19 protein-coding genes are annotated in these 20,959 nt (G+C 70.3%); 11 read left to right on the top strand and 8 right to left on the bottom strand.

What is annotated here, in order from left to right; genetic code table 11:
- The first annotated feature begins 67 nt into the window (after window positions 1-67).
- Both DY240_RS21690 and DY240_RS21685 read left to right on the top strand, forming a co-directional pair.
- Window positions 68-526: a CBS domain-containing protein gene (locus DY240_RS21690; protein ID WP_119661925.1), complete on the top strand. Its 459-nt coding sequence runs from the start codon at window positions 68-70 to the stop codon at window positions 524-526.
- The gene (locus DY240_RS21685) at window positions 523-3,126 is read left to right on the top strand and encodes a cation-translocating P-type ATPase (protein ID WP_119661924.1); all 2,604 of its coding nucleotides are present in this window, start codon (window positions 523-525) and stop codon (window positions 3,124-3,126) included. The genes DY240_RS21690 and DY240_RS21685 overlap by 4 nt, the downstream gene beginning before the upstream one ends.
- Here DY240_RS21685 and DY240_RS21680 read toward each other — a convergent pair.
- From DY240_RS21680 to DY240_RS21665, 4 genes are all read right to left on the bottom strand, one after another.
- On the bottom strand, window positions 3,083-3,316 hold the full coding sequence (locus DY240_RS21680; protein WP_119661923.1) for a hypothetical protein: 234 nt from the start codon (window positions 3,314-3,316) through the stop codon (window positions 3,083-3,085). The genes DY240_RS21685 and DY240_RS21680 overlap by 44 nt on opposite strands.
- 139 nt (window positions 3,317-3,455) lie before the next feature.
- Window positions 3,456-3,656: a hypothetical protein gene (locus tag DY240_RS21675; RefSeq protein WP_119661922.1), complete on the bottom strand. Its 201-nt coding sequence runs from the start codon at window positions 3,654-3,656 to the stop codon at window positions 3,456-3,458.
- Window positions 3,657-3,659: 3 nt separating this feature from the next.
- Window positions 3,660-4,727, bottom strand: coding sequence for a zinc-dependent alcohol dehydrogenase family protein (locus DY240_RS21670; protein ID WP_119661921.1), 1,068 nt, complete (start codon window positions 4,725-4,727; stop codon window positions 3,660-3,662).
- Between the two features lie 32 nt (window positions 4,728-4,759).
- Window positions 4,760-5,485, bottom strand: a complete 726-nt coding sequence (locus DY240_RS21665) for an SRPBCC family protein (RefSeq protein ID WP_147375426.1) — start codon at window positions 5,483-5,485, stop codon at window positions 4,760-4,762.
- Between the two features lie 170 nt (window positions 5,486-5,655).
- Between DY240_RS21665 and DY240_RS21660 the strand changes: the two genes are divergently transcribed.
- From DY240_RS21660 to DY240_RS21650, 3 genes are read left to right on the top strand one after another with little or no spacing between them, the layout of a single operon-like run.
- Window positions 5,656-7,104: a DUF4389 domain-containing protein gene (locus DY240_RS21660; protein ID WP_119661919.1), complete on the top strand. Its 1,449-nt coding sequence runs from the start codon at window positions 5,656-5,658 to the stop codon at window positions 7,102-7,104.
- Window positions 7,104-7,820: an ABC transporter ATP-binding protein gene (locus DY240_RS21655; RefSeq protein ID WP_119661918.1), complete on the top strand. Its 717-nt coding sequence runs from the start codon at window positions 7,104-7,106 to the stop codon at window positions 7,818-7,820. Before DY240_RS21660 ends, DY240_RS21655 begins: the two co-directional genes overlap by 1 nt.
- Window positions 7,821-7,825: 5 nt before the next feature.
- Entirely contained in the window at window positions 7,826-10,756 is a 2,931-nt protein-coding gene (locus DY240_RS21650) for an FtsX-like permease family protein (RefSeq protein WP_119661917.1), read from the top strand.
- A gap of 1,069 nt (window positions 10,757-11,825) precedes the next feature.
- On the opposite strand, the gene DY240_RS21645 is transcribed toward DY240_RS21650, so the two are convergent.
- A complete protein-coding gene (locus DY240_RS21645; RefSeq protein WP_199702001.1) occupies window positions 11,826-12,251 on the bottom strand; it encodes an Hsp20/alpha crystallin family protein in 426 nt (141 codons plus the stop codon).
- A gap of 21 nt (window positions 12,252-12,272) precedes the next feature.
- A complete protein-coding gene (locus DY240_RS21640) occupies window positions 12,273-14,759 on the bottom strand; it encodes a glycoside hydrolase family 65 protein (protein ID WP_119661916.1) in 2,487 nt (828 codons plus the stop codon).
- Between the two features lie 122 nt (window positions 14,760-14,881).
- On the opposite strand from DY240_RS21640, the gene DY240_RS21635 reads away from it, so the two are divergent.
- Together DY240_RS21635 and DY240_RS21630 are read left to right on the top strand one after the other, a co-directional pair.
- Window positions 14,882-15,094 (top strand): DUF1918 domain-containing protein, encoded by a 213-nt coding sequence (locus tag DY240_RS21635; protein ID WP_119661915.1) that lies wholly within the window; start codon window positions 14,882-14,884, stop codon window positions 15,092-15,094.
- Window positions 15,095-15,181: 87 nt separating this feature from the next.
- Entirely contained in the window at window positions 15,182-16,897 is a 1,716-nt protein-coding gene (locus DY240_RS21630) for a sensor histidine kinase (protein WP_119661914.1), read from the top strand.
- Here the strand turns inward: DY240_RS21630 and DY240_RS21625 are convergent.
- Complete coding sequence (locus DY240_RS21625; protein WP_325049301.1) at window positions 16,866-17,531, bottom strand: response regulator transcription factor; 666 nt, start codon at window positions 17,529-17,531, stop codon at window positions 16,866-16,868. The two genes, DY240_RS21630 and DY240_RS21625, sit on opposite strands and share 32 nt — an antisense overlap.
- Before the next feature lie 130 nt (window positions 17,532-17,661).
- Here DY240_RS21625 and DY240_RS21620 point away from each other — a divergent pair, with 130 nt between their 5' ends.
- The 4 genes from DY240_RS21620 (at window position 17,662) to DY240_RS21605 (ending at window position 19,702) form a co-directional block, all read left to right on the top strand.
- Entirely contained in the window at window positions 17,662-18,099 is a 438-nt protein-coding gene (locus tag DY240_RS21620; protein ID WP_199701998.1) for a pyridoxamine 5'-phosphate oxidase family protein, read from the top strand.
- A gap of 132 nt (window positions 18,100-18,231) precedes the next feature.
- Window positions 18,232-18,813, top strand: coding sequence for a DoxX family membrane protein (locus tag DY240_RS21615; RefSeq protein ID WP_119661913.1), 582 nt, complete (start codon window positions 18,232-18,234; stop codon window positions 18,811-18,813).
- A gap of 78 nt (window positions 18,814-18,891) precedes the next feature.
- Complete coding sequence (locus DY240_RS21610) at window positions 18,892-19,398, top strand: SDR family NAD(P)-dependent oxidoreductase (RefSeq protein WP_119661912.1); 507 nt, start codon at window positions 18,892-18,894, stop codon at window positions 19,396-19,398.
- 31 nt (window positions 19,399-19,429) lie between these two features.
- Complete coding sequence (locus DY240_RS21605) at window positions 19,430-19,702, top strand: SHOCT domain-containing protein (protein ID WP_119661911.1); 273 nt, start codon at window positions 19,430-19,432, stop codon at window positions 19,700-19,702.
- A gap of 230 nt (window positions 19,703-19,932) precedes the next feature.
- Here the strand turns inward: DY240_RS21605 and DY240_RS21600 are convergent, their stop codons facing one another.
- A complete protein-coding gene (locus DY240_RS21600) occupies window positions 19,933-20,592 on the bottom strand; it encodes a hypothetical protein (RefSeq protein WP_119661910.1) in 660 nt (219 codons plus the stop codon).
- Between the last annotated feature and the right edge of the window lie 367 nt (window positions 20,593-20,959).

Below are 20,959 nucleotides of genomic sequence, written 5' to 3'. Positions count from 1 at the left end.
GGGACCTTCGGCACCAGTGCGCTGCGCGGGTGGCGGCCTAGCGTGAGGTCAGGAGAGGGGAGGCGCCATGTCGGTGACCGTCGCCGAGGTGATGTCCCGGCGGGTCGAGGTGCTCGATCCGTCCGCGGCCTGCCTGACGGCGTGGGAGTTCATGCGCCGCACCGGATCCGGGCACGTCGCCGTGGTGAGCCACACGGGTCGCGTTCACGGCGTGGTCTCGCTCGAGGACGTCGCGATCGCCTGGTGCGAACGCGGCGACCCGCCGTTCCGCGAGACGCTCGGTGAACTGCTGCTGGGCCGGCTGCGGCCACGGGTGCGTGACGATGCACCGGTCGGGCTGGCCGCGCGGATCCTGCTCGACAGCGGCTTCACCGCGTTGCCGGTGCTGGACGCGAACCGGTCGCTGGTCGGCATCGTCAGTGAACGTGACGTCCTGGCCGCGGTCGCCGGTGGACGGGCACGTATGCGTGCCCTCCTCGGCCACACGGATGCGGCGGCACCCGCATCGGCCGGGCTGGCATCGTGACCGTCGCCGCTGTCGCCGGTCTGTCGAGCGACGAGGCCGCGGCCCGGTTGGCACGGGACGGGCCGAACCGCCTGCCGGCTCCGGCCCGGACGTCGGCCGCACGGCGGCTGCTCGACCAGCTCGTCCACTTCTTCGCCGTCATGCTCTGGCTGGCGGCCGCACTGGCGTTCGTCGCGGGTCTGCCGCAGCTGGGCGTCGCGATCGTCGTGGTGATCGTCCTGAACGCGCTCTTCGCCTTCGTCCAGGAGAGCCGGGCGGACCGGGCCGCGGACCGGCTGCGTGACTTGTTGCCGCTGGCCGTCACCGTGATCCGCGACGGCCGGCGCAGGCAGGTCGACGCGACCGAGGTCGTCGTCGGCGACCTGCTGGCGCTGGAGTCCGGCGACCGGGTGCCGGCCGACGGCACTGTCGTCGTCGCGGAGGGCCTGCGGGTCGACACCTCACTGCTGACCGGCGAGAGCGAGCCGGTCGCCGTCGCCGTGGGCGATCCGGTGCACGCCGGCACCTTCCTGGTGGAGGGTGCGACGACGGCGCGGGTGACGGCCATCGGCGCGGGTACCGCTCTGGCCCGCATCGCGCACCTCACGACGGAGTCCACGTCGCCGGCCAGCCCGCTGACGCGTGAGCTGCGGCGCGTGGTACGGACGATCGCCGCCATCGCGGTGGGCGTCGGTGCCGCATTCTTCGCCGTGGCGATGCTGACCGGAGAGCCGGCCTCCGACGGGCTCGTGTTCGCCATCGGGGTCACCGTCGCGCTCGTGCCGGAGGCACTGCTGCCGACGGTGACCCTCTCGCTCGCGTGGGGTGCGGAGCAGATGGCGCGCAAGAAGGCGCTGGTCCGCAACCTCGACGCGGTCGAGACGCTCGGCTCCACCACCTTCATCTGCACCGACAAGACCGGCACCCTCACCCTCAACCAGATGACGGTGGTCGAGGCATGGACACCGTCAGGCGGCGCGCGCATCCTCACACCGGGCTATGCGCCGGACGCCGAGGTGGAGTACGAGTCCGCGCCTGCCGCCGCGGGCGTTCGGCGGGCGGCCCGGGCCGGCGTGCTGTGCTCGACCGGCTACGTGCACCAGGTCGGGGGCGAATGGAGAGCGCACGGTGATCCGATGGAGGCCGCACTCGACGCCCTGGCCCGGCGGGTCGGCGTCGATGGTGACATCCCGGCCGAGGTCCTGGTCCGGTTCCCGTTCGACCCGCGGCGCCGGCGCATGTCGGTCGTGGCCGGCGACGAGGTGATCGTCAAGGGCGCGCCCGATGCCGTACTGCCGCTGTGCACCCGTGGCGACGGCGGTGATGGTGCCGTGGACGCGCTGGCGGCGCTCACCGATCGTGGCCTGCGGGTGCTCGCCGTCGCCGGCCGTGCGGCCGGCGCGACCGTTCCGCAGACGGCCGCGGACGCCGAGCGCGACCTCGAGCTGTACGCCCTGCTCGCCCTGGAAGACCCGCCCCACGACGACGTGCACGAGGCCATCCGCGCGTGCCGGCATGCCGGCATCAAGGTCGCCATGATCACCGGCGACCATCCGGCGACGGCTGCGGCGATCGCCTCCGAGGTGGGCCTGCGCCGCAAGGACGATCCGGTGCTCGTCGGCGCCGAGCTGCCGGCGGAGGAGGCCGTTCTCGGGGCGCTGCTCGACCGCGACGGCGTGGTCGTCGCCCGGGTGTCACCGGAGGACAAGCTGCGCATCGCCCGCGCCCTGCGCGGCCGGGGCCACGTGGTGGCGATGACCGGCGACGGTGTGAACGACGGCCCTGCGCTGCACGAGGCGGACATCGGCATCGCGATGGGCCGCTCCGGCACCGACGTCGCCCGCGAGGCGTCGGACCTGGTGCTGCTCGACGACCACTTCGCGACCCTCGTCGCCGGCGTGGAGCTCGGCAGGGCGACGTTCCTGAACATCCGGCGCTTCCTCACCTACCACCTCTCTGACAACGTGGCCGAGCTCACGCCGTTCGTCGTCTGGATGCTCTCCGGCGGGCAGTTCCCGCTGGCTCTGGGTGTCCTGCAGATCCTTGCCCTGGACATCGGTACCGACACCTGGTCCGCGGTCGCCCTGGGGGCCGAACCGCCGGCCAAAAGCGTGCTGGACCGGCCGCCGGTGACCGGACGCCTCCTCGACCGCACCGTGGCCCGGCGCGCGTTCGGTGTCCTCGGGCCCACCATCACGCTGTTCTCGATGGCCGCGTTCGTGCTGACGTTCGTCGCGGCGGGCTGGCGGCCGGGTGAGCCGTTCCCCGGCGGGGCGACTCAGCTGGCCGCCTCGGGCGCGGCGTTCCTCGCCGTCGTCCTGGCGCAGACCGCGAACGCGTTCGCCTGCCGCAGCTCCACGCGACGGCCCGGCGAACTGGGCTGGACGACCAACCGGCTGCTGTTGCCCGCCATCGGGCTCGCGCTCACCGTGTCGCTCCTGGTCGTCTACGTGCCTGCCCTCGCCGAGGTTTTCGACCACGAGGGACCCACCGTGGTCGGCTGGGCGGTCGTCCTGGCCGGCGTGGCCGGCCTTTTCGCCGCGGACGCAGTCGACAAAGGTGTGCGACACGTCTTGATCACTCGTCGGAGTCGAAGAGCTCCGTCATCGCGACGGCCATGAACAGGTACCCGGTGGCGGCCAGCACACCGAGCTCGTGGCCGAGTTCTTCGAGGTCGGACTGGCTGAACGGATACTCGTCGCCGGTCTTCATGTGCCTCCGAGTCAGCTGGGCGACCCCGTCGTCGTCCGTCGTGGTCACCCAGCCGCTGTGCACCAGGTTCCCCCGCTCGAAGAGGAGCTGAGCGGCCACGTCGGCCCACTGGATGCATTCAGCGATAGCCTCGGGACCTGCCCAGGATTCGAAGCGGGGCGGGGTCGACTACCACGGGACCAGGGTAGGGCTCCGGCCGATGACTGACTCCCACGCAGGAAATTGACGGCGTCCGAGGTCAGCGATGAGCAAGGAGATCGGTCAGCTGGCGACGGGCCATCTGTTCGGTGAGCTCCCAGAAGACGTCGTCGCTCAGGTCCAGACGACGTAAGGTGCGGGCTGCCGAGGAGACGGCCCGCACCACGGTGTCGGCGGCGACCGCACCGGCGTACTCGCACGTCAGGGTCTCGGCGAGCCACCACAGGTGCAGGTCGGCCATGGGTCACTCGATGCCGGGGCGAGGACGGTCGGCTCCGAACAGCGCGACCTTGAGCACGCCGGTCTCGGACGGCCGGGAGAACACGTCGTAGGCGTCCTGCATCTCGTCGAGGCCGAACCGGTGCGTCACGAGGCCGGGCAGCGCGAGCTGGCCGGCGGCCAGCATGCGCAGCAGGACCGGTGTGGTGTGGGTGTCGACCAGGCCCGTGGTGATGGTGAGGTCGCGGATCCAGGCGGTCTCCAGATGCAGCGTGGCCGGTGCGCCGTGTACGCCGACGTTGGCCACGTGGCCTCCGGGGCGGACCAGCTCGACACACGATTCGAAGGTCTCCGGGATACCGACGGCTTCGACGGCGACGTCTGCCCCCAGACCGTCGGTGAGGTCGCGGACCCGCACGGCGACGTCGTCGGCACCGGGATCGAGCTGCACGTCGGCGCCGAGTGCCGCGGCGGCCTCACGGCGGCCGGGCGCGGGGTCGACGACGACGATGTGTGACGGGCTGAACAGCCGGGCCGTGATGACGGCGGCGAGACCGATCGGCCCAGCGCCGACGATGACGACGGTGTCGCCCGGCCGGACGGCGCCGGCGAGGACGCCGACCTCGTACGAGGTGGGCAGGATGTCGGCCAGCATGACGGCGTCCTCGGTGCTCACCTGGTCCGGCAGCCGGTGGACGGATGTGTCGGCGAACGGGACGCGGACCCGCTCGGCCTGCGTGCCGTCGATGCGGTGGCCGAGGATCCAGCCGCCTCCGCCCAGGCACTGGCCGTAGCGGCCTTCGCGGCAGTACCGGCACCGCCCACAGGCGGAGATGCACGAGACGAGCACGCGGTCGCCGACGGCGACGTTGCGGACGTTGCCGCCGATCTCCTCGACGGTGCCGACCGCTTCGTGGCCGAGGACCCGGCCCGGTTCGACGGTGGCGACGTCACCCTTGAGGATGTGCAGGTCGGTGCCGCAGATCGTCACGCAGTCGATCCGTACGACTGCGTCGTCCGGGTTCTTGACGGCGGGGTCCGGGACGTCCTCCCAGGACCTGCGGCCGGGGCCGTGGTACACGAGCGCCTTCATGGTTTCCCCTTCGGTTGGTGTTTCCGGTGTGATCAGGCAGCTGTCCGGCGCAGCCGCCGGTCGCGGGCGAATTCGCTGCGTGCCCGGATCCCGAGCAGCATCTTCCGCGTCATGACGAGGACGATCGGGTCCATGAGCTCGCCGCCGATCCAGGTGAGCCGGCCGGTGAGGCCGGGCGAGCGCTTCGAGCGACTGCGGACCAGAAGGCGGCAGCTGTCGGGGGTGTCGTCGACGAGCACGAACGCCCAGGTGGCGTCCCAGGGGTGTTCGGGCGGCTGCTGGCGGAGCACGAGGGCGTGGCCGGGGTCGATGCGGGCGACTCGGAAGGCGTAGCCGTCCTTCATGCCGAGGACGCCCGCGGGCGCGGCCCGCACCTGGTCGCCGGCAGCGAGGTGCTGCCATTCGTCCCGGATGTCATGGGTGCTGTGGATGTCGAGGCCGAACAGGTTCTCCAGCCAGTCATAGCTGTACCAGCCGCCGCGGTCCTGGCCGATCTGCACGAGCCAACGCCACACCTCCTCGCGGGGCGCGCTGATGGTGACGGCGCGGGTGGTGGCCGAGTCGGCGTCGAAGATGAACTCGTCACCAGGGAGCTGGCGGACGCCTTCCTCGGCCGTCGCGCCCCAGTTGCACAGGCGGGCGTGGGTGGCGACGGCCACCGTGGTCGAGGCCATGAGTGTCGAGGCGGCGATCAGCGCCCTGCGACGTTCCCTGATGCGCCTCGTGGTGTCGGCGTGTTCTCCCGCCTGGGTGTCCATACGACGACGACACCATCAGCCGGCGAACCTGGCGAGGGGCCAAGGTCCCGCGTTGTCCGGGCATCGGTCCCGCCGTTGGGCCCCGCGGCATGGCGACGAACTCCTCTGCCGGTGGTGGCGAAGCGGGCGTGGACTGGGGGAGAAGCTTCCGTCCGAAGGGGATGAGTCCGATGGCAGTGGCCGCCGGTTCGCCGGTCCGTCTCGCGGGCCGGCTCGATACGGGCATGTCGCGGTGGTTGTGGCTGGTGAAGTGGTTCCTGGCCATTCCGCATTACGTGGTTCTCGCGTTCTTGTGGGCGGCGTTCGCCGTGGTGAGCGTCATGGCGTTCGTGGCCATCCTGTTCACCGGGCGCTACCCGCGCGCGCTGTTCGACTTCAACGTCGGTGTGCTGCGGTGGTCGTGGCGGGTGGCGTATTACAGCTACGGCGCGCTCGGCACCGATCGGTACCCGCCGTTCACGTTGGCTGATGTGCCGGACTACCCGGCCCGGCTGGACGTGGCGTATCCCGAGCGGCTGTCGCGGGGGTTGGTGCTGGTGAAGTGGTGGCTGCTGGCCATCCCGCACTACCTGATCATCGGGATCTTCCTGGGCGGCGTGACCTACCTGGGGTCCCAGGCCGGTGACTGGGTGGTGCGGAGCCCGATCACGGGGTTGATCAGCCTGCTCGTCGTGGTGGCCGCCGTCGCGCTCGCCGTGACGGGCCGCTATCCGCGCGGCATCTTCGACCTCGTCCTCGGCCTCAACCGCTGGGTGTACCGGGTGGTGGCGTATGCCGCACTGATGACCGACGAGTACCCGCCGTTCCGCCTGGACATGGGGGAGCGGGAACCCGCGGTCCTGGAACTGGGCTCCGGCCGGTTCGACGTCGGGTCGGTGCACGCCGTCGACCCGGCACCGACGGTGGCACCACCTCCGCAGCCTCCAGCTCCGCCTGCTCGACGGATGGGAGCGGGCCGGGTGGTGGCGCTGGTCCTCGGTTCGATCGTCGCGCTCGGTTCGTTCGGCCTGGTGGCCGGCGGCGCCGCCGCGCTGATCGTGGACCGGACGCAGCGCGACTCCGGCGGCTACCTGTCCAGCGCGCAGGTCGAGTTCAGCAGTGACCAGTACGCGATCGTCGGCACCGGGCTGGACATCGACACCGACGTACCCGACTGGGTCCAGGTGCGCGACGTCATCGGCGAGGTGCAGATCCGCTTCGACGCCGGTGACGGCGACGTGTTCGTGGGGGTGGCGCGCGAGTCCGATGCGGCCGCCTACCTGGAAGGGCTCGGCTACGACGAGGTCACCCGGATCTCCGGTGACGACGTCACCTACCGGGAGCACTCCGGCACCGCACCGGCCACCGAGCCCGCGGCCCAGGACTTCTGGACCGCGACGGGCAGCGGGACCGGCGACCAGACGCTGACGTTCGAGCCGGAGGACGGCCGCTGGGTGGTCGTCGCGATGAACGCCGACGGCGGCGCCGGCGTCGACGTCGGCGCCCGGGTGGCCGCCGAGCTCCCCGTCCTGCCCTGGGCGGCGCTGATCGTCATCGGCGTCGGTGGGTTCGGCCTGCTGATCGCCGCTCTGCTCATCTACCTCGCCGTCCGGCGGGACCGCACCACAGGGGGTGCATGATGACCACCACCGCCAACGAGCCGCTGCTGGTCGCCGAATCCGTGACCAAGGTGTACCGGACCGGGCAGCAGGAGGTCGTGGCCCTGGACGAGCTGAACCTCACGGTCTGGCGCGGCGAGCTGGTGGCCGTCATGGGCCCGTCGGGCTCCGGCAAGACCACGCTGCTCAACTGCCTGTCCGGCCTCGACGACATCGACGGCGGCCGGGTACTCGTGGAGGGCCGTGACCTGTTCGCCATGAGCGACCACGAACGCACCGCCCACCGGGCGCGCTCGATGGGCTTCGTGTTCCAGTCGTTCAACCTGATCCCCGTGCTCGACGCGGCCGAGAACGTCGAGCTGCCGCTGCTGCTGGTCGGCGTGCCCGCCCGGGAGGCACGGGAGCGCGCGGTCGCGATGCTGGACAAGGTCGGCCTGGCCGGGCGCGCCGGCCACCGGCCCAACGAGCTGTCCGGCGGCGAGCAGCAGCGGGTGACCATTGCCCGTGCGCTCGTCGCGGGGCCGGCCGTCGTCTGGGCCGACGAGCCGACCGGCAACCTGGACTCCGCGATGGCCGCGCAGGTGATGGACCTGCTGCGCCGGCTCAACGAGGACGAGGGCCAGGCGATCGTCTTGGTCACCCACGACGACGGCATCGGCCACTCGGCCGGCCGGCTGGTCACCATGCGCGACGGCCGCCTCATCCGCGACGAGATTCGCGCACCCGCGATGAGGTGAGGACGATGCTCGACCCGCTGACGACCACCCTGGTCGTCGCCGTTGCCGCCGCGGTCGCGTTCGTGACCGTGCTGCTGGGCAAGGCCGTGCTGCGCCGCCTGGCGCTGCGCCAGATCATTCGCCGGCCGACGGAGACGCTCCTGGTCGTCCTCGGCTCGGTGCTGGGCACCGCGCTCATCGTCGCCAGCCTCGCCGTGGGCGACTCGCTGGACCGCTCGGTCCGGCAGACCGCCTATGACGTTCTCGGACCGGTCGACGAGTCGGTCCGCTCGGCGACCCTGGACCAGGGCGACGAGGTGGCCGACCGGCTCGCTCCGCTCAGGGACGACCCACGCGTCGACGGCGTGCTGACCATCCGCGGCGACCAGGCCGCCGCCGTCCGGCAGGGCGCCGACGGCGTCGTCGCCGAGCCGCGGGTGCTGCTGTGGGAGGTCGACTTCGACGCGGCCGCCGGCTTCGGCGCGCCGGACCCGTCCGGGCTCGACGTCGCCGATCCCGGCAGCGGAGGCGTGATCATCAACGACAACCTGGCCGACCGGCTGGGCGCCGGCCCGGGCGACCAGCTCACCTTCCACGCGTACGGTCAGCGGCTCGATGCCGTCGTGACACAGGTCGTGCCCGCCGAGGGCCTGGCCGGACTGGGCCTGGGCGCCTCGGCCAACCGGGACGCGTTCGTCTCACCCGGCGTGCTGACGGCGGCCGCGGCCGCCGGCGGTGTGGAACCGACGACCACCACGCTGGTGTCCAACTCCGGTGGAGTGGAGGCGGGCGCGGAGCTCACCGACGAGGTCAGCGCCGCGATGTCGGAGCTGCTCGGGCCGTTGACCGCGCAGGGCGCGGCGGTCGCCACACCGAAGCAGGACGTCCTGGACGCCGCCGCGGAGACCGGCGAGAGCCTCGGCTCGATGTTCCTGTTCATCGGCAGCTTCTGCATCATCGCCGGGATCCTGCTGCTGGTGAACGTGTTCGTGATGCTCGCCGACGAGCGCCGAGGCCAGCTGGGGATCCTGCGGGCCATCGGCATGCGGCGCCGGCACGTCACCGGCGAGTTCGCCATCGAGGGCGCCGTCTACGCGCTGACCTCCGCCGTCCTCGGTGCGCTCCTCGGTATCGCGCTCGGACGGGTCATCGTCGCGATCGCGCTGCGCATCCTCAACAGCTACGACCAGGGCGAGAACCAGCTGCGGGTGGCCTTCGAGATCACCCCGGCCAGCCTGATCGGCGGCGCGGCGGCCGGCTTCCTGTTCGCTTTCCTGGCCGTCATCCTGACCAGCGTCCGGATCGCGCGCACGAACATCATCGCCGCGATCCGCGACCTGGAGGCACCGGTCCGCCCGAAGACCCGCACGCGACTGGTCATTCTGTCCGCCATCGCCACCGTGCTGCTCACGGCGGCGGCGGTCCCGGCGGTCATCGCCAGCGCGGCCACGCAGACCTACTTGCTGCCCACGCTGGCCGCCGTCGCCGCGGTGCCGATGCTGTCGCGGCTGATGGGATCGCGCACGGCGCTGACCGTCGTGGCGCTGGGCGTACTGGCGTGGGGGCTGCTGGCCAACACCGTCCGGCCGGACATCTACGACGAGGCCAGCACCGCACCGTACGTGGTGCTCGGCTGCATGCTCTCGTTCGCGGCGGTCACCCTGGTCAGCCTGCACCAATCGGTGCTCCTGCGGCCGCTCCGGCGGCTGACGCAGCGGCCCACCCAGCGCGGCCTGGCCACCCGGCTCGCGGTGGCGTACCCGACGGCGAAGCGGTTCCGTACCGGCGCCACGCTGGCGATGTACTCGGTCGTCGTCCTGGTCATCGTGCTGATGACGCAGATCATGACGATCATCGACCGGAACATGGACCAGGCCGTCGCCGATGCCACGTCGGGCTGGTCGTTGCGGGTGGACTACAACCCCACGATGCCGATCGGGGACCTGCGGCAGGAACTGACGAGAGACTTCGCCGGCGAGATCAACGACGTGTCGCCGCTGACCATCGCCGTCGCCGAGGGCGACGACCCGCGCCTGGCCACGACCGAACGGCTGCCGGTGGTGGCCGTCGGCGTCGCGACCGACTTCACCGACACGCCGCCCGTGCTGGACGCGCGGCTGCCGCGGCTGCTCAGCGACCGCGCGGCGTGGGACCTCATCCGCCAGGACCCGGCCTACGTCCTCGTCGACACGTTCTACGGGTCGACCGGCGGCCCGCCGGGCGAGCCCGTGGCACCGGGTGAGGTCATCACGCTCACCGACCCCCGCACCGGGGAGCAGACCGAGCGCACCGTCGCCGGCGTCGTCCGGGACGGCAGCCCCTTCTACGGCGTCACCGGCGCCGACCTCCGGTTCCCGGTCTTCCTGGGCGCCGACGCGGTCGTGGACCAGTTCGGGCCGGCGGCCACGCAGTCCAGCGCGCTGCTGCGCACCGCTGACGGTGTCGACGTGGGCGGGCTCGTGCCCGAGATCCAGGGCGCCCACGTCGACCACGGTGTCGTGGCGACCGACCTCGCCGCAGCGGTCGAGCAGACCTACGCCGCGAACAACCAGTTCTTCCGCCTCATGCAGGGCTACCTGGCGCTGGGGCTGCTGGTCGGCATCATCAGCCTCGGCGTGATCATGGTCCGCGCCGTGCGCGAGCGCCGGCGCGCCATCGGCGTCCTGCGCGCGCTGGGCTTCCAGGCCGGCACAGTACGGACCGCCTTCCTCGCCGAGAGCACGTTCATCGCCGTCGAAGGCGTCATCATCGGCTCCGTGCTCGGCGTCGCCACCACCTGGCTGCTCTACCGCAACAGCGCCGCGTTCGAGACCATCACCGGGCCGTACCCGATCGCCTGGGGCCAGATCCTCATCCTCGTCCTCATCACGCTGGCCGCCTCGGTGCTGGCCACGCTGGCACCCGCGCAGCGCGCCGCGCGGATCCGCCCGGCCGTGGCCGTCAGAGCCTCCGATTGACGACAGACGCTACCCGGGCGAGTCCTCAGGTCGGCTTCTCATCGTTCGTACTACACGAAGGATCGTCGTCGATTCGCACGCACAAAGCCGCCGATCCGTTCTAGCCGGCCTGGTGGACTATGCGCTCAGGTCGACTGCTTCTCAGGTGCAGCTGAATGTCCGGGGACGGCAGGTCGTCCAATGCCTCGTGTTGGTCAGGACGATGTTTCGGCCACTGCGGAAATGTGATCCGGTTGTCGGCCCTAAGTCGACCTTCCAGCATCTTCCATGCGCGGTCGAAAGCCCACTCATCGATGACGATGACAACCCAGATTCGATGGCCGGTGCTGAGATCGATGTATGCATTTACGTGCGTCGGGAGCTCGGGCGCGTTGCGCACTTGTATGAGACTGGGAAATCTAGCTTCCAGGTCAACGAATGGCTCGGGTCAAGCGTCGTCGGCAGTTGCGGACCTGTGAGCCACTGCTGCGCTGTGCTGCCCTGCTTACGGATTCCATTGTCGACCAAGTAAGAACCTGGCAACGTTCTCGGGCCACGCTTGCGCCTCCGTTCATCGATGCCGCCGACGAACTTGCGGAGGTGGCGCCGTGTAGTGCCCGCCGAATAGAGACTTTCGCGGCCGGGCCGCGGCGGCAGAAACTCTGCCCCGGCCAGTGCGGCGAGGCCCAGACACCCAAGCCCATTATTGAGGTGGCCCTGCCGCCATAGTTGACCGCGGAAAGGTCTAGAGTGACCGATCCTTCAGGCGACGAGAGCGAGTAGCTTTCGCTAGTGGTGCCAACAACCAATCGCACCCTTGGCCGTGCATGTTGCCATCCAATTACGGTAGAAATGACGTTCCACGCCAAGGAACAGATCGCCACCACTAGCGCTATCCACGCGACCTCCACGCTGGAATGTTAGCGGCGACCGCTCCGATGATCACATGCGTCCCGTGATTCGCCCAAGCGGTCGGATCGATGAGGCATCTTGTCGAGCGTCGCAAGTTGGCACGAGACATGCGTGTGCCTGCCCGAACGGGAGCAAGGGCAGGCACACGGGTTCAGGGATGCTCAGTGGGTCGTGGCGGTCATCCTCTCGTGATCGGAACACTGCGTGACTCGGACGGCGTCTCGACGATCGGGACCGTGATCTCCAGGATCCCGGCCTCGTAGCGAGCCGTCGCTTTGCTGCCGTCGGCGCGCTTGGGCAGGACGGCGGTGCGGTGGAACCGGCCGTAGCGGAACTCCGAGCGGTCGGCCTCCTCGCGACGGTCCGTGCGCTCGGCGGTGATCGTCAGCCGGTCGTCGGTGACCTCGATCGCGATGTCCATCTCGGCGTCCATGCCGGGCAGCTCGGCCCGGACGACGTACTTCTCGTCGTCGAGGTGCTCCTCCAGCCGGAACGCGCGGAGGCCGGGCGGCGTGGGCCAGGCGAACATGCTGGGCAGATCCTCGACCCAGTCGAGCAGGTCGGGGACCGCGCGGCGGAGGTCGTGCCGCGGGGTGAGGCTCATCTGTTCACCTCCTCTCCGTGCTCACGCTTCCAGTCCATCGCCGTCCGCCCGACCCGTGGAGAGGCGATGGTCCCCGCCGCCGATGTCCGTTGGACCTCCCGCCTCGGTACGCCTGGCGAAGCCGCTCGTCGACGGCGACGACGGCGGACTGACCTCGAGCGGCTCGGCCGCGGTGAGCCGGTAGCGGTGCCCGCGCACGGTGACGTCGAGTGGCTCGCCCTCGACCAGCCGGTACGTCTCCCGGCGTTCGGTCAGCGTGATCTCCAGTTGGCGGTCGCGGAAGCGCAGCGGCAGCCGCAGCCGGGCCCAGGACGTCGGCAGACGTGGGGTGAACGCGAGCTCGCCGCCGCGGTCGCGCAGCCCGGCGAAGCCGTAGGCCAGGGCCATCCAGACACCCCCGGCCGAAGCGATGTGCACGCCGTTGGCGACGTTGCCCGCGACGTCGCCCAGGTCCATCAGCAGGGCGTACCGGAAGTAGTCGAGGGCGGCCTTCTCCTCGCCGATCTCCGCCGCGACGATGGCCTGCACGCACGCCGACAGCGACGAGTCGCCGGTCGTGAGCCGCTCGTAGTACTCGAAGTTGCGTCGCTTCTGCTCGGCCGTGAACTCGTCGCCCAGCAGGAACATCGCCAGCACGACGTCGGCCTGTTTCACGACCTGACGGCGGTAGATGACCAGCGGGTGGTAGTGCAGCAGCAGCGGGAACTTCTCCCGCGGGGTGGAGTCGAGGTCCCACACCTCGCGGTCCAGGAAGGCCGCGTCCTGCGGGTGGATGCCGCGCTGCTCGTCGTAGGGGATCGCCATGGCGGCGGCGGCGCGCCGCCAGGTCTTCGCCTCCTCCGGCCGCAGCCCGACGGCGTCGGCCAGTGCCGCGTACTCGGCCGGGTCGTCGCGGCGGATGCGTTCCACGACGCTCGCGGCGTCACGCAGGTTCTCACGGGCCATCAGGTTGGTGTAGGCGTTGTCGTCGACCACCGTCGTGTACTCGTCCGGGCCGGTGACGCCGTGGATGTGGAAGGCGCCGTCGTCACCGTAGAAGCCCAGGTCGGCCCACATCCGGGCGGACTCGACCAGCAGCTCGGCGCCGGCCTCGGCCAGGAATCCCGGGTCGCCGCGGACGTCGACGTAGCGGCGCAGGGCGTAGGCGATGTCGGCGTTGAGATGGAACTGGGCGGTGCCGGCCTCGTAGTACGCCGATGCCTCCTCGCCGTTGATCGTGCGCCACGGGAACGCCGCACCCGTGAGGTCGAGCTCATCGGCGCGGTGCCGCGCCCGGGGCAGCATGTCGTGCCGGAAGCGGAGCAGGTTGCGGGCGATGCGCGGCTGCGTGTAGCAGAGGAACGGCAGCACGTACATCTCGGTGTCCCAGAAGTAGTGCCCCTCGTACGCCGGTGACGTGAGCCCCTTGGCCGGTACGCCGCTGCCTTCGGCCCGCCAGGTGGCCTGGGCGATCTGGAAGAGGTTCCACCGCACGGCCTGCTGCAGGGCCACGGAATCGCCGGTGTCGCCGCGTTCGTCGACCTGGACGTCGGCTCGCTCCCAGAACCGGTCGAGCTCGGCTCGCTGCTGCGTGAGGAGTGTGGTGAAGCCCTCGTCCGCGGCCCGGTCGAGGGTGCGTTCGCAGCGGTCGGCGAGATCGTCGGTCTCCGCGGATCGGGACGTGTGGTACGCCACGTACTTCGTGACCCGCAGGGGAACTCCGGCGGCGGCATCGATCCGGATGACGGTCTCGCTCAGGTCGGGATCGACGCGGCTGGTGACATCGTGACCGTCGGCGACCTGGACCCGGTGGTCCACGCCGATGCCCAAGGTCATCCCGCTGCCCACCGTCCGGTAGCCGACCACGAACCGGCCGCCCTCGACGCGCCGGGTGCGCAGGTCGAGCACCCTTCGGGGAAACACGGTGCCCAGCCGCGGGTCGGCGGTCCGCGTCACCTCGTCATCGGTCCGCCGGCGGTCCTGGTGGTTCACCAGCATGGAGCGGATCACGACGGGTGCGGCGTGATCGAGCACGGTGACCTCGTAGTCGATCGCCATGAGATGGCGGTGATGCAACGAAACCAGCCGGGTCGAGCGCACCCGCACGTGCTTGCCGGCCGGTGTCGACCACAGCAACTCACGCGTGAGCGTGCCTGCGCGCATGTCGAGCACGCGGCCATACTCACGGACCCTCGTCACCGGCAGCACCAACGGCTCGTCATCGACGAACAGCACGAGCGCACTGGCGTCCGGCACGTTGACGATCGTCTGACCCGTACGGGCCAGGCCGTACGCCTCCTCGGCGTGCGTGATCGGCCACGTCTCGTGGAAGCCGTTCACGAACGTGCCGGGCGAGAACACCGGCCGGCCGTCGTCGTGCGTGCCACGCACCCCCAGATAGCCGTTGGAGAGCGCGAACACGGTCTCCGTCCGCGCGGTGTGGCGGGGATGGAACCGGGATTCGACGAGCCGCCACGGCTCGCGCGGGTAGCTGCGCTCGGGCAGCTCGACGGGTTCACGCCGGAGCATGTCTTCGACGCTAGCCACCAGGGGAGCCGCTCCGGCAGGGCCAAGGGACCCCGCTGGTGGGACGTTCGGCCCTGCCCGCGTGGACGGCGCAGCGGGAGCCTGGAAGTGAGGAGGTGCGACTCATGCGTGCACATGTCGGCGATCGCATCCTGATCAAGGGCCACCTGCTCGGCGAGCACGGTCGCGACGGCGAAGTCCTCGAGGTGCGAGGCGCCGGAGGCGAGCCGCCCTATGTCGTGCGATGGTCCGATGACGGTGCCGTGACACTCATCTTCCCGGGTCCGGACGCGGCAGTTCACCACCAGCGGCGCCATCTGGCGCAGATGCAGCCATGAGCGTCGGTGTCGGTGTCGGCGACGGTCGTGCCGGGCAGCCACCCTCCTCCCGTGGAAGACTGATCCCACGGGTAGGAGGGGGTCGTCATGGTGTCCGAGTCCGAGCAACTCCTGCCCAAGCTCCCGCTGGACGAGCTGCTGGGTGAGGTGCAGTCCCGGTTGCAGGCCGTCGTCGCCGCGCGTGACGGCGTGCACGCGCTGCTCGAGGCCGTGGTGTCGATCGGAAGAGAGCTCGACCTCGAGAGCGTCCTGCGGCGCATCGTCGAAGCCGGGACCGACCTCGTCGACTGCCGGTACGGCGCGCTCGGAGTGATAGGCGAGGACGGACAGCTGGCCCAGTTCGTCCCGGTGGGGATCGGCGAAGAGGAGATCGCCCGCATCGCGCATTGGCCTCACGGGCGCGGCCTCCTCGGCCTGCTGATCAAGGAGCCCGAGACGCTGCGGCTGCCGGAGATCTCCGCGCATCCCGAGTCGTACGGGTTCCCGGAGGGCCATCCACCGATGCACAGCTTCCTCGGTGTCCCGATCCGGGTCCGCGACGAGGTCTTCGGCAACCTCTACCTGACGGAGAAGAACGGCGGCCGCGACTTCGACGAGCAGGACGAGACGATCGTGAAGGCGCTGGCCACCGCGGCCGGCATCGCCATCGAGAACGCCCGGCTCTACGATGCCACCCGGCGCCGTGAGCTGTGGCTCGACGCATCGGCCGAGGTGACCCAGGCGCTGCTGTCCGGGACCGACACCGACCATGTCATCCGTTCCATCGCCGCGCATGCTGGTGCGATGGGAGCGGCGCACACCACGGTCGTCGTGGCGCCGGCCGACGACCGCCGGTTGCGCGTCGTGGCCGCCGAAGGTGCGAGCGCACCAGCCGTGGCCGGCCTGGAGTTCGCCGCCGAGGGCACGCTCTCCGCGGCGGTGCTCGCGTCCGGCGAGCCGCGGGCCGTCGACGAGCACCGTCAGGGCGCGGAGCCGTCGCCGCTGTTGGAACGGCTTCCGGACGGCCCGGCCCTGCTGGTCCCGCTGGGCGCGCAGCCGCGGATGCGTGGCGTACTGGTGCTGGTCCGCTGGCGCGGCGAGCCACCCTTCACCGCTGCGGAGATCCGGATGCTGCACGCGTTCGGCAACCAGGCCGCGGTAGGGCTGGAGCTGGCCGACGCACGTAAGGAAGCGGAACGCCACGGGTTGGTCGACGACCGCGAGCGGATCGCCCGCGACCTGCACGACGTCGTGGTCCAACGGTTGTTCGCCAGCGCCATGAGCTTGACTGCCGTCGCTCGGTTGATCGATCGGCCGGACCTCGCCGGCCGGGTGGAACGTACGGTCGACGACCTCGACGCCACCATCCGGCAGATCCGCTCGACCATCTTCGCGCTGCAGTCGTCCAAGGACGACGAGGCGACGACGCTGCGGGGTCGGCTGGTCGCCGTGGTGGAGTCGGCTCGCGAGCAGCTTGGGTTCGCACCCGGCCTGCAGATGATCGGTGAGCTGGACAACGCCGTCGCGGACGAGATCGCCGACCAGCTGGTGCCGGTGCTGCAGGAGTCGCTGTCCAACGTCGTCCGGCACGCCAGGGCCACACGGACCGAGGTGACCGTCGCCGTCGCGGACGGAAACCTGACGCTTCAGGTGACCGACGACGGGATCGGGTTGCCCGCGCAGCGTCGGCACAGTGGGCTGGCCAACCTGGCGCAGCGGGCCGAGCAACTGGGCGGATCGTTCGAGGCCGCCGGGAACGGCGGCGGGACGGTGGTCCGCTGGCAGGTGCCGCTCAGTCGTCGCGGTGATGCTGCTCGGCCTTGAGCTGGGCGGACAGGGCCGCGGCCTGGGTGCGGCGGTTCATGTCGAGCTTGGCGAGAAGGTTGGAGACGTAGTTCTTGATGGTCTTCTCGGCCAGGAACATGCGTTCGCCGATCTGGCGGTTGGTGAGGCCTTCGCCGATGAGGTCGAGGATGCGGCGCTCCTGGTCGGTGAGGGCGGCCAGGGGGTCGGTGCGGGTGGCGCGGTCGCGCAGACGGGCCAGCATGCGGGCGGTGCTGTCGGGGTCGAGGAGGGACTTGCCTTCGGCCAGGGCGCGGACGGCGCCGATGAGGTCGGTGCCGTGGACCTGTTTGAGCACGTAGCCGGCGGCGCCGGCCATGACGGCGTCGAAGAGGGCGTCGTCGTCGGCGAAGGAGGTGAACATGAGGCACTGCAGGCCGGGCAGTCGCGACCGCATCTCGCGGCAGACGGTGACGCCGTCGCCGTCGGGGAGGCGGACGTCGAGGATGGCGACGTCGGGGCGCAGGGCCGGGATGCGGGCGATGGCCTGTTCGGCGGTGCCGGCCTCGCCGATGACCTCGATGTCGGGTTCGGTCTCGAGCAGGGCGGCGACGCCGCGGCGGACCACCTCGTGGTCGTCGAGCAGGAAGACCTTGATCACACGGCCGCTGTCCACGATCACGACGCTACCGCCGAGCGGGGCGTCCGGTGAGGACCAATGACCTCTACGGCATGGGCCGGTGTCCTCTTCATGTCGCCGAGGACCTTCGCCCCTGGCCGCCGGTCGTTCTCGCGCCGGATGCTCGGTGCGTGAACACGATGCTTCATGCCGACTCCGCCGGGCTCGAGAAACTCGACCGGCAGTCCTGCTTCGCCTTGCTGAGAACCGTCCCGATCGGCGCATCGTCTTCACCGAAGGCGCGCTGCCGGCGATCGAGCCGGTGAACTTCGTGCTCGACGGCGAGGACGTGATCATCCGGACCGGTATGGGCTCCAAACTGGCGCAGGCGGCGCGATCGGCCGTCGTGGCGTTCGAGGGCGACCAGTACGACGAGACGACCCTGACCGGTTGGTCAGTGGTGTTCATCGGCCGAGCGGAGGCCGTCGGGCACGAGTCCGAGCGGCGTCGGCTGGCAACGCTCGGACTGACACCGTGGGCGCTGGGGGGCCGGCCGCACTACATCCGGATCCGGCCCGAGATCGTTCGTGGCCGCCGCATCCCACCCCGGCGCGCAGCGGTGTGAGCCGTCGGTCCCACGCCCAGATGACCAAGGTCCTCCGGGCGGGCGACCTTGGGCAGCAGCGGTGAACCGGCCCCGAGCGGTGGACTGGAACCAGCGCCGGAGAGGCCGGCGACATCGAGAAGGGGCAGGACGATGACCACGTCCAGCAGCCACGACGCGCCGATCCGGAACCTCCCGCGTCAGCGCACCGCGCCGGTGACCACGACCGGCACCACTCACCCGGACGTCCGCCCGGTCGCGCTCCAGTACGTGCTGGCCGCCCTGCGGCTGGCACTCGGCTGGACCTTCCTCTGGGCGTTCCTCGACAAGACGTTCGGCCTCGGCTACGCCACCCCGGCCGAGAACGCCTGGATCGACGGCGGCAGCCCCACCACCGGATACCTTTCCGGCGTCGAAGGCCCGTTCGGCGACTTCTTCAACGACCTGGCCGGCCAGACCTGGGCCGACTGGCTCTTCATGATCGGCCTGCTCGGCATCGGGCTCGCGCTGATCCTCGGCATCGGCATGCGCATCGCCGCCGTCGCCGGCGTGCTCCTGCTCGGCATGATGTACCTGGCGTCGCTGCCGCTGGACAACAACCCGTTCATGGACGAGCACATCACCGAGGCGCTGATGATCGTGGTCCTGGCTCTCACCTTCTCGGGCCGCTACCTCGGACTGGGCCGCCTCTGGGAGCGCATCCCGTTCGTCCAGAAGAACCGCTGGCTGATCTGATGCCCGTCGAGCCGGCAGACGTCCGAGCCACGATCCCAGTGGCTCGGACGTCCGGGCTCACGACCTGAGGAACCGACCATGAACAGACTCGATGGACGGGTGGCGCTGGTGACCGGCGCCGCCAGCGGCATCGGCCGGGCCATCCTCGAGCGGCTCGCGGCCGAAGGCGCGGCCGTCGTCGCCACCGACGTGAACGACGAGCCGGGCACGTCGGCCGTCAAGGCCGTGACCGAAGCCGGCGGACGGGCGTCGTACGTCCACCTCGACGTCACGTCCGAGCAGGACTGGTCGGCTGCCGTACGGCACGCCGTCGACGAATACGGCGGCCTGGACATCCTCGTCAACAACGCCGGCATGGGCGACCTCGCCACCGTCAACTCCGTCCATCCCGGGTTCATCGATACCCCCATGCTCGAGCAGGCCAAAGGCACCCCGTTCGAGCGGACGATGATCGACCTGACGCCCATGGGCCGGCTCGGCCGACCGGACGAGATCGCTGCCGGTGTCGCCTACCTCGCCGGCGACGACGCGTCCTTCGTCACCGGCCTCGAGCTCTACATCGACGGCGGCTACCTCGCCCGTTAGAGCATTCATCATCAGTAGGGAGGTGCCGGCAATGTTCTGGTACTCCGACCACATGAGCGGATGGGGCTACGTCCTCATGACGTTCAGCATGGTGATCTTCTGGGGACTCGTGATCGCGGGCGTGGTGGCACTCGTCCGCTACCCGGACCGCTCGGGCGACACCGGCCGCGGACAGGGCACCACTCCCGCGGCGCCGCGGCCGGCACCGGAAGAGATCCTGGCGGAACGGTTCGCCCGAGGCGAGATCGACGAAGAGGAGTACGCGCGGCGTCGAGCCGCACTGCACGCCGCGCACCCATCCTGATGGTGACGCCGGCGAGGCTGCGTGGAGGTTAACCGTAGGCAGCTGCCTGGTCAGGACGGAAGGCGCCATGCGGGATCCACCTCGGTTGGAATCGGCTTGCCCCGCTGAACCAGCCTCAAGAGGTCGTCGAGCCGTTCTTTCAGGTCGCGTGCCGCCTGCTCCGCCTCGGTCTCGTCCCAAGCCTCAGACCATCGCACAGCCGATAGATGTGATTGGCCAGCCTGGCTATATCAGTCGTCGTCAAGGTGTATCGATAGGGGCACGGCGTCGAGGTGCGGCGACCTGTCCAGGAAGATGTCCAGCGTGTCGGGGTCTGGTAGGGCACCGCGGTCGTACAGGACGCGGACTGCACGCAGACCATTGCCGATGGCCGATAGTGCACGCTGCGCGTGTTGCCGGACGAGGACCGCTCCTCCGACGAAGGTGACCGCCTCGTCGAGGCAGGTGTACAGATAGTCGTGCGCGGTCTGGAGCAGGTCGATCAGTTGTGGCCAATCGACGGCGCCTCCACCACCGAACGGACCGGTGAGGATGAGGGTGAGGCCTGCCTCCGGGCGTGGACAGAAGCCGGCGTCGGCAGTGCCCTCGAGCTCGCCAAATGTCGTGTCGAGGTGTGGCGGGCGCCAATCGAAGCGACCTTCGACCGTCACCGTTGCTGTCAACGACTTCCTGGTCGGACTCCACACATCGTCGTCAGCGCTGGGAAGACCGACCATCAGACCCCCGAAGGCGAGGTCTATGCCGCCGGTCGGAAGGCCGGGCTCCTGCAACAGCATGGATGCGATCTCTCGGCATGTCATCGAGGGATCGATAGTGAGCTGCCGTGCGACCAGGAACCTCGCCGCGCCATCGGCGGTCGCGTAGGTAGCAGCTACCGGAGCGGTCGTCATTCGAAGAGGGTGGCATGCCGGGACACAGCCGGTCGGCCGGCGCGGCCCACCGCGTGATCCGCGCACCGGGGCCAAACCTGCGGTGGCTGGTTTGCGTCGAGCGACGGGGCAGACCAGCGCCGGAGGCACAAGATCGTGTGCCATCTGTGTGCCGATCTTGCTCGTGAGGCTGCGTCAGCCAGGGCCAGGCCTGGCGGGCCTAGGCCTCTGACCTGCGGCGACTCGATTCGACCGAGGTGGGCGAGGTGTGGGTTCGTCGTTCACACCGAAGAGGTCACTGGTTCGATCCCAGGATCGCCCACCCAGGTCGGAGGCTGTTTCGATCATCCCAGCCGTGCGAACCGCGATCCAGGTTCCGTTTGGCGCA

The organism is Jiangella rhizosphaerae (assembly GCF_003579925.1).
GTDB lineage: Bacteria > Actinomycetota > Actinomycetes > Jiangellales > Jiangellaceae > Jiangella > Jiangella rhizosphaerae.
This window is presented reverse-complemented; position numbering and strand designations above follow the sequence as displayed.

Excerpts from the sequence above, each read along its gene's own strand:
- DY240_RS21690 (WP_119661925.1), top strand. The coding sequence starts at position 68 with ATGTCGGTGACCGTCGCCGAGGTGATGTCCCGGCGGGTCGAGGTGCTC.
- DY240_RS21675 (WP_119661922.1), bottom strand. The coding sequence starts at position 3,656 with ATGGCCGACCTGCACCTGTGGTGGCTCGCCGAGACCCTGACGTGCGAG.
- DY240_RS21670 (WP_119661921.1), bottom strand. The coding sequence starts at position 4,727 with ATGAAGGCGCTCGTGTACCACGGCCCCGGCCGCAGGTCCTGGGAGGAC.
- DY240_RS21665 (WP_147375426.1), bottom strand. The coding sequence starts at position 5,485 with ATGGACACCCAGGCGGGAGAACACGCCGACACCACGAGGCGCATCAGG.
- DY240_RS21660 (WP_119661919.1), top strand. The coding sequence starts at position 5,656 with ATGGCAGTGGCCGCCGGTTCGCCGGTCCGTCTCGCGGGCCGGCTCGAT.
- DY240_RS21655 (WP_119661918.1), top strand. The coding sequence starts at position 7,104 with ATGACCACCACCGCCAACGAGCCGCTGCTGGTCGCCGAATCCGTGACC.
- DY240_RS21650 (WP_119661917.1), top strand. The coding sequence starts at position 7,826 with ATGCTCGACCCGCTGACGACCACCCTGGTCGTCGCCGTTGCCGCCGCG.
- DY240_RS21645 (WP_199702001.1), bottom strand. The coding sequence starts at position 12,251 with ATGAGCCTCACCCCGCGGCACGACCTCCGCCGCGCGGTCCCCGACCTG.
- DY240_RS21640 (WP_119661916.1), bottom strand. The coding sequence starts at position 14,759 with ATGCTCCGGCGTGAACCCGTCGAGCTGCCCGAGCGCAGCTACCCGCGC.
- DY240_RS21635 (WP_119661915.1), top strand. The coding sequence starts at position 14,882 with ATGCGTGCACATGTCGGCGATCGCATCCTGATCAAGGGCCACCTGCTC.
- DY240_RS21630 (WP_119661914.1), top strand. The coding sequence starts at position 15,182 with ATGGTGTCCGAGTCCGAGCAACTCCTGCCCAAGCTCCCGCTGGACGAG.
- DY240_RS21615 (WP_119661913.1), top strand. The coding sequence starts at position 18,232 with ATGACCACGTCCAGCAGCCACGACGCGCCGATCCGGAACCTCCCGCGT.
- DY240_RS21610 (WP_119661912.1), top strand. The coding sequence starts at position 18,892 with ATGAACAGACTCGATGGACGGGTGGCGCTGGTGACCGGCGCCGCCAGC.
- DY240_RS21605 (WP_119661911.1), top strand. The coding sequence starts at position 19,430 with ATGTTCTGGTACTCCGACCACATGAGCGGATGGGGCTACGTCCTCATG.
- DY240_RS21600 (WP_119661910.1), bottom strand. The coding sequence starts at position 20,592 with ATGACGACCGCTCCGGTAGCTGCTACCTACGCGACCGCCGATGGCGCG.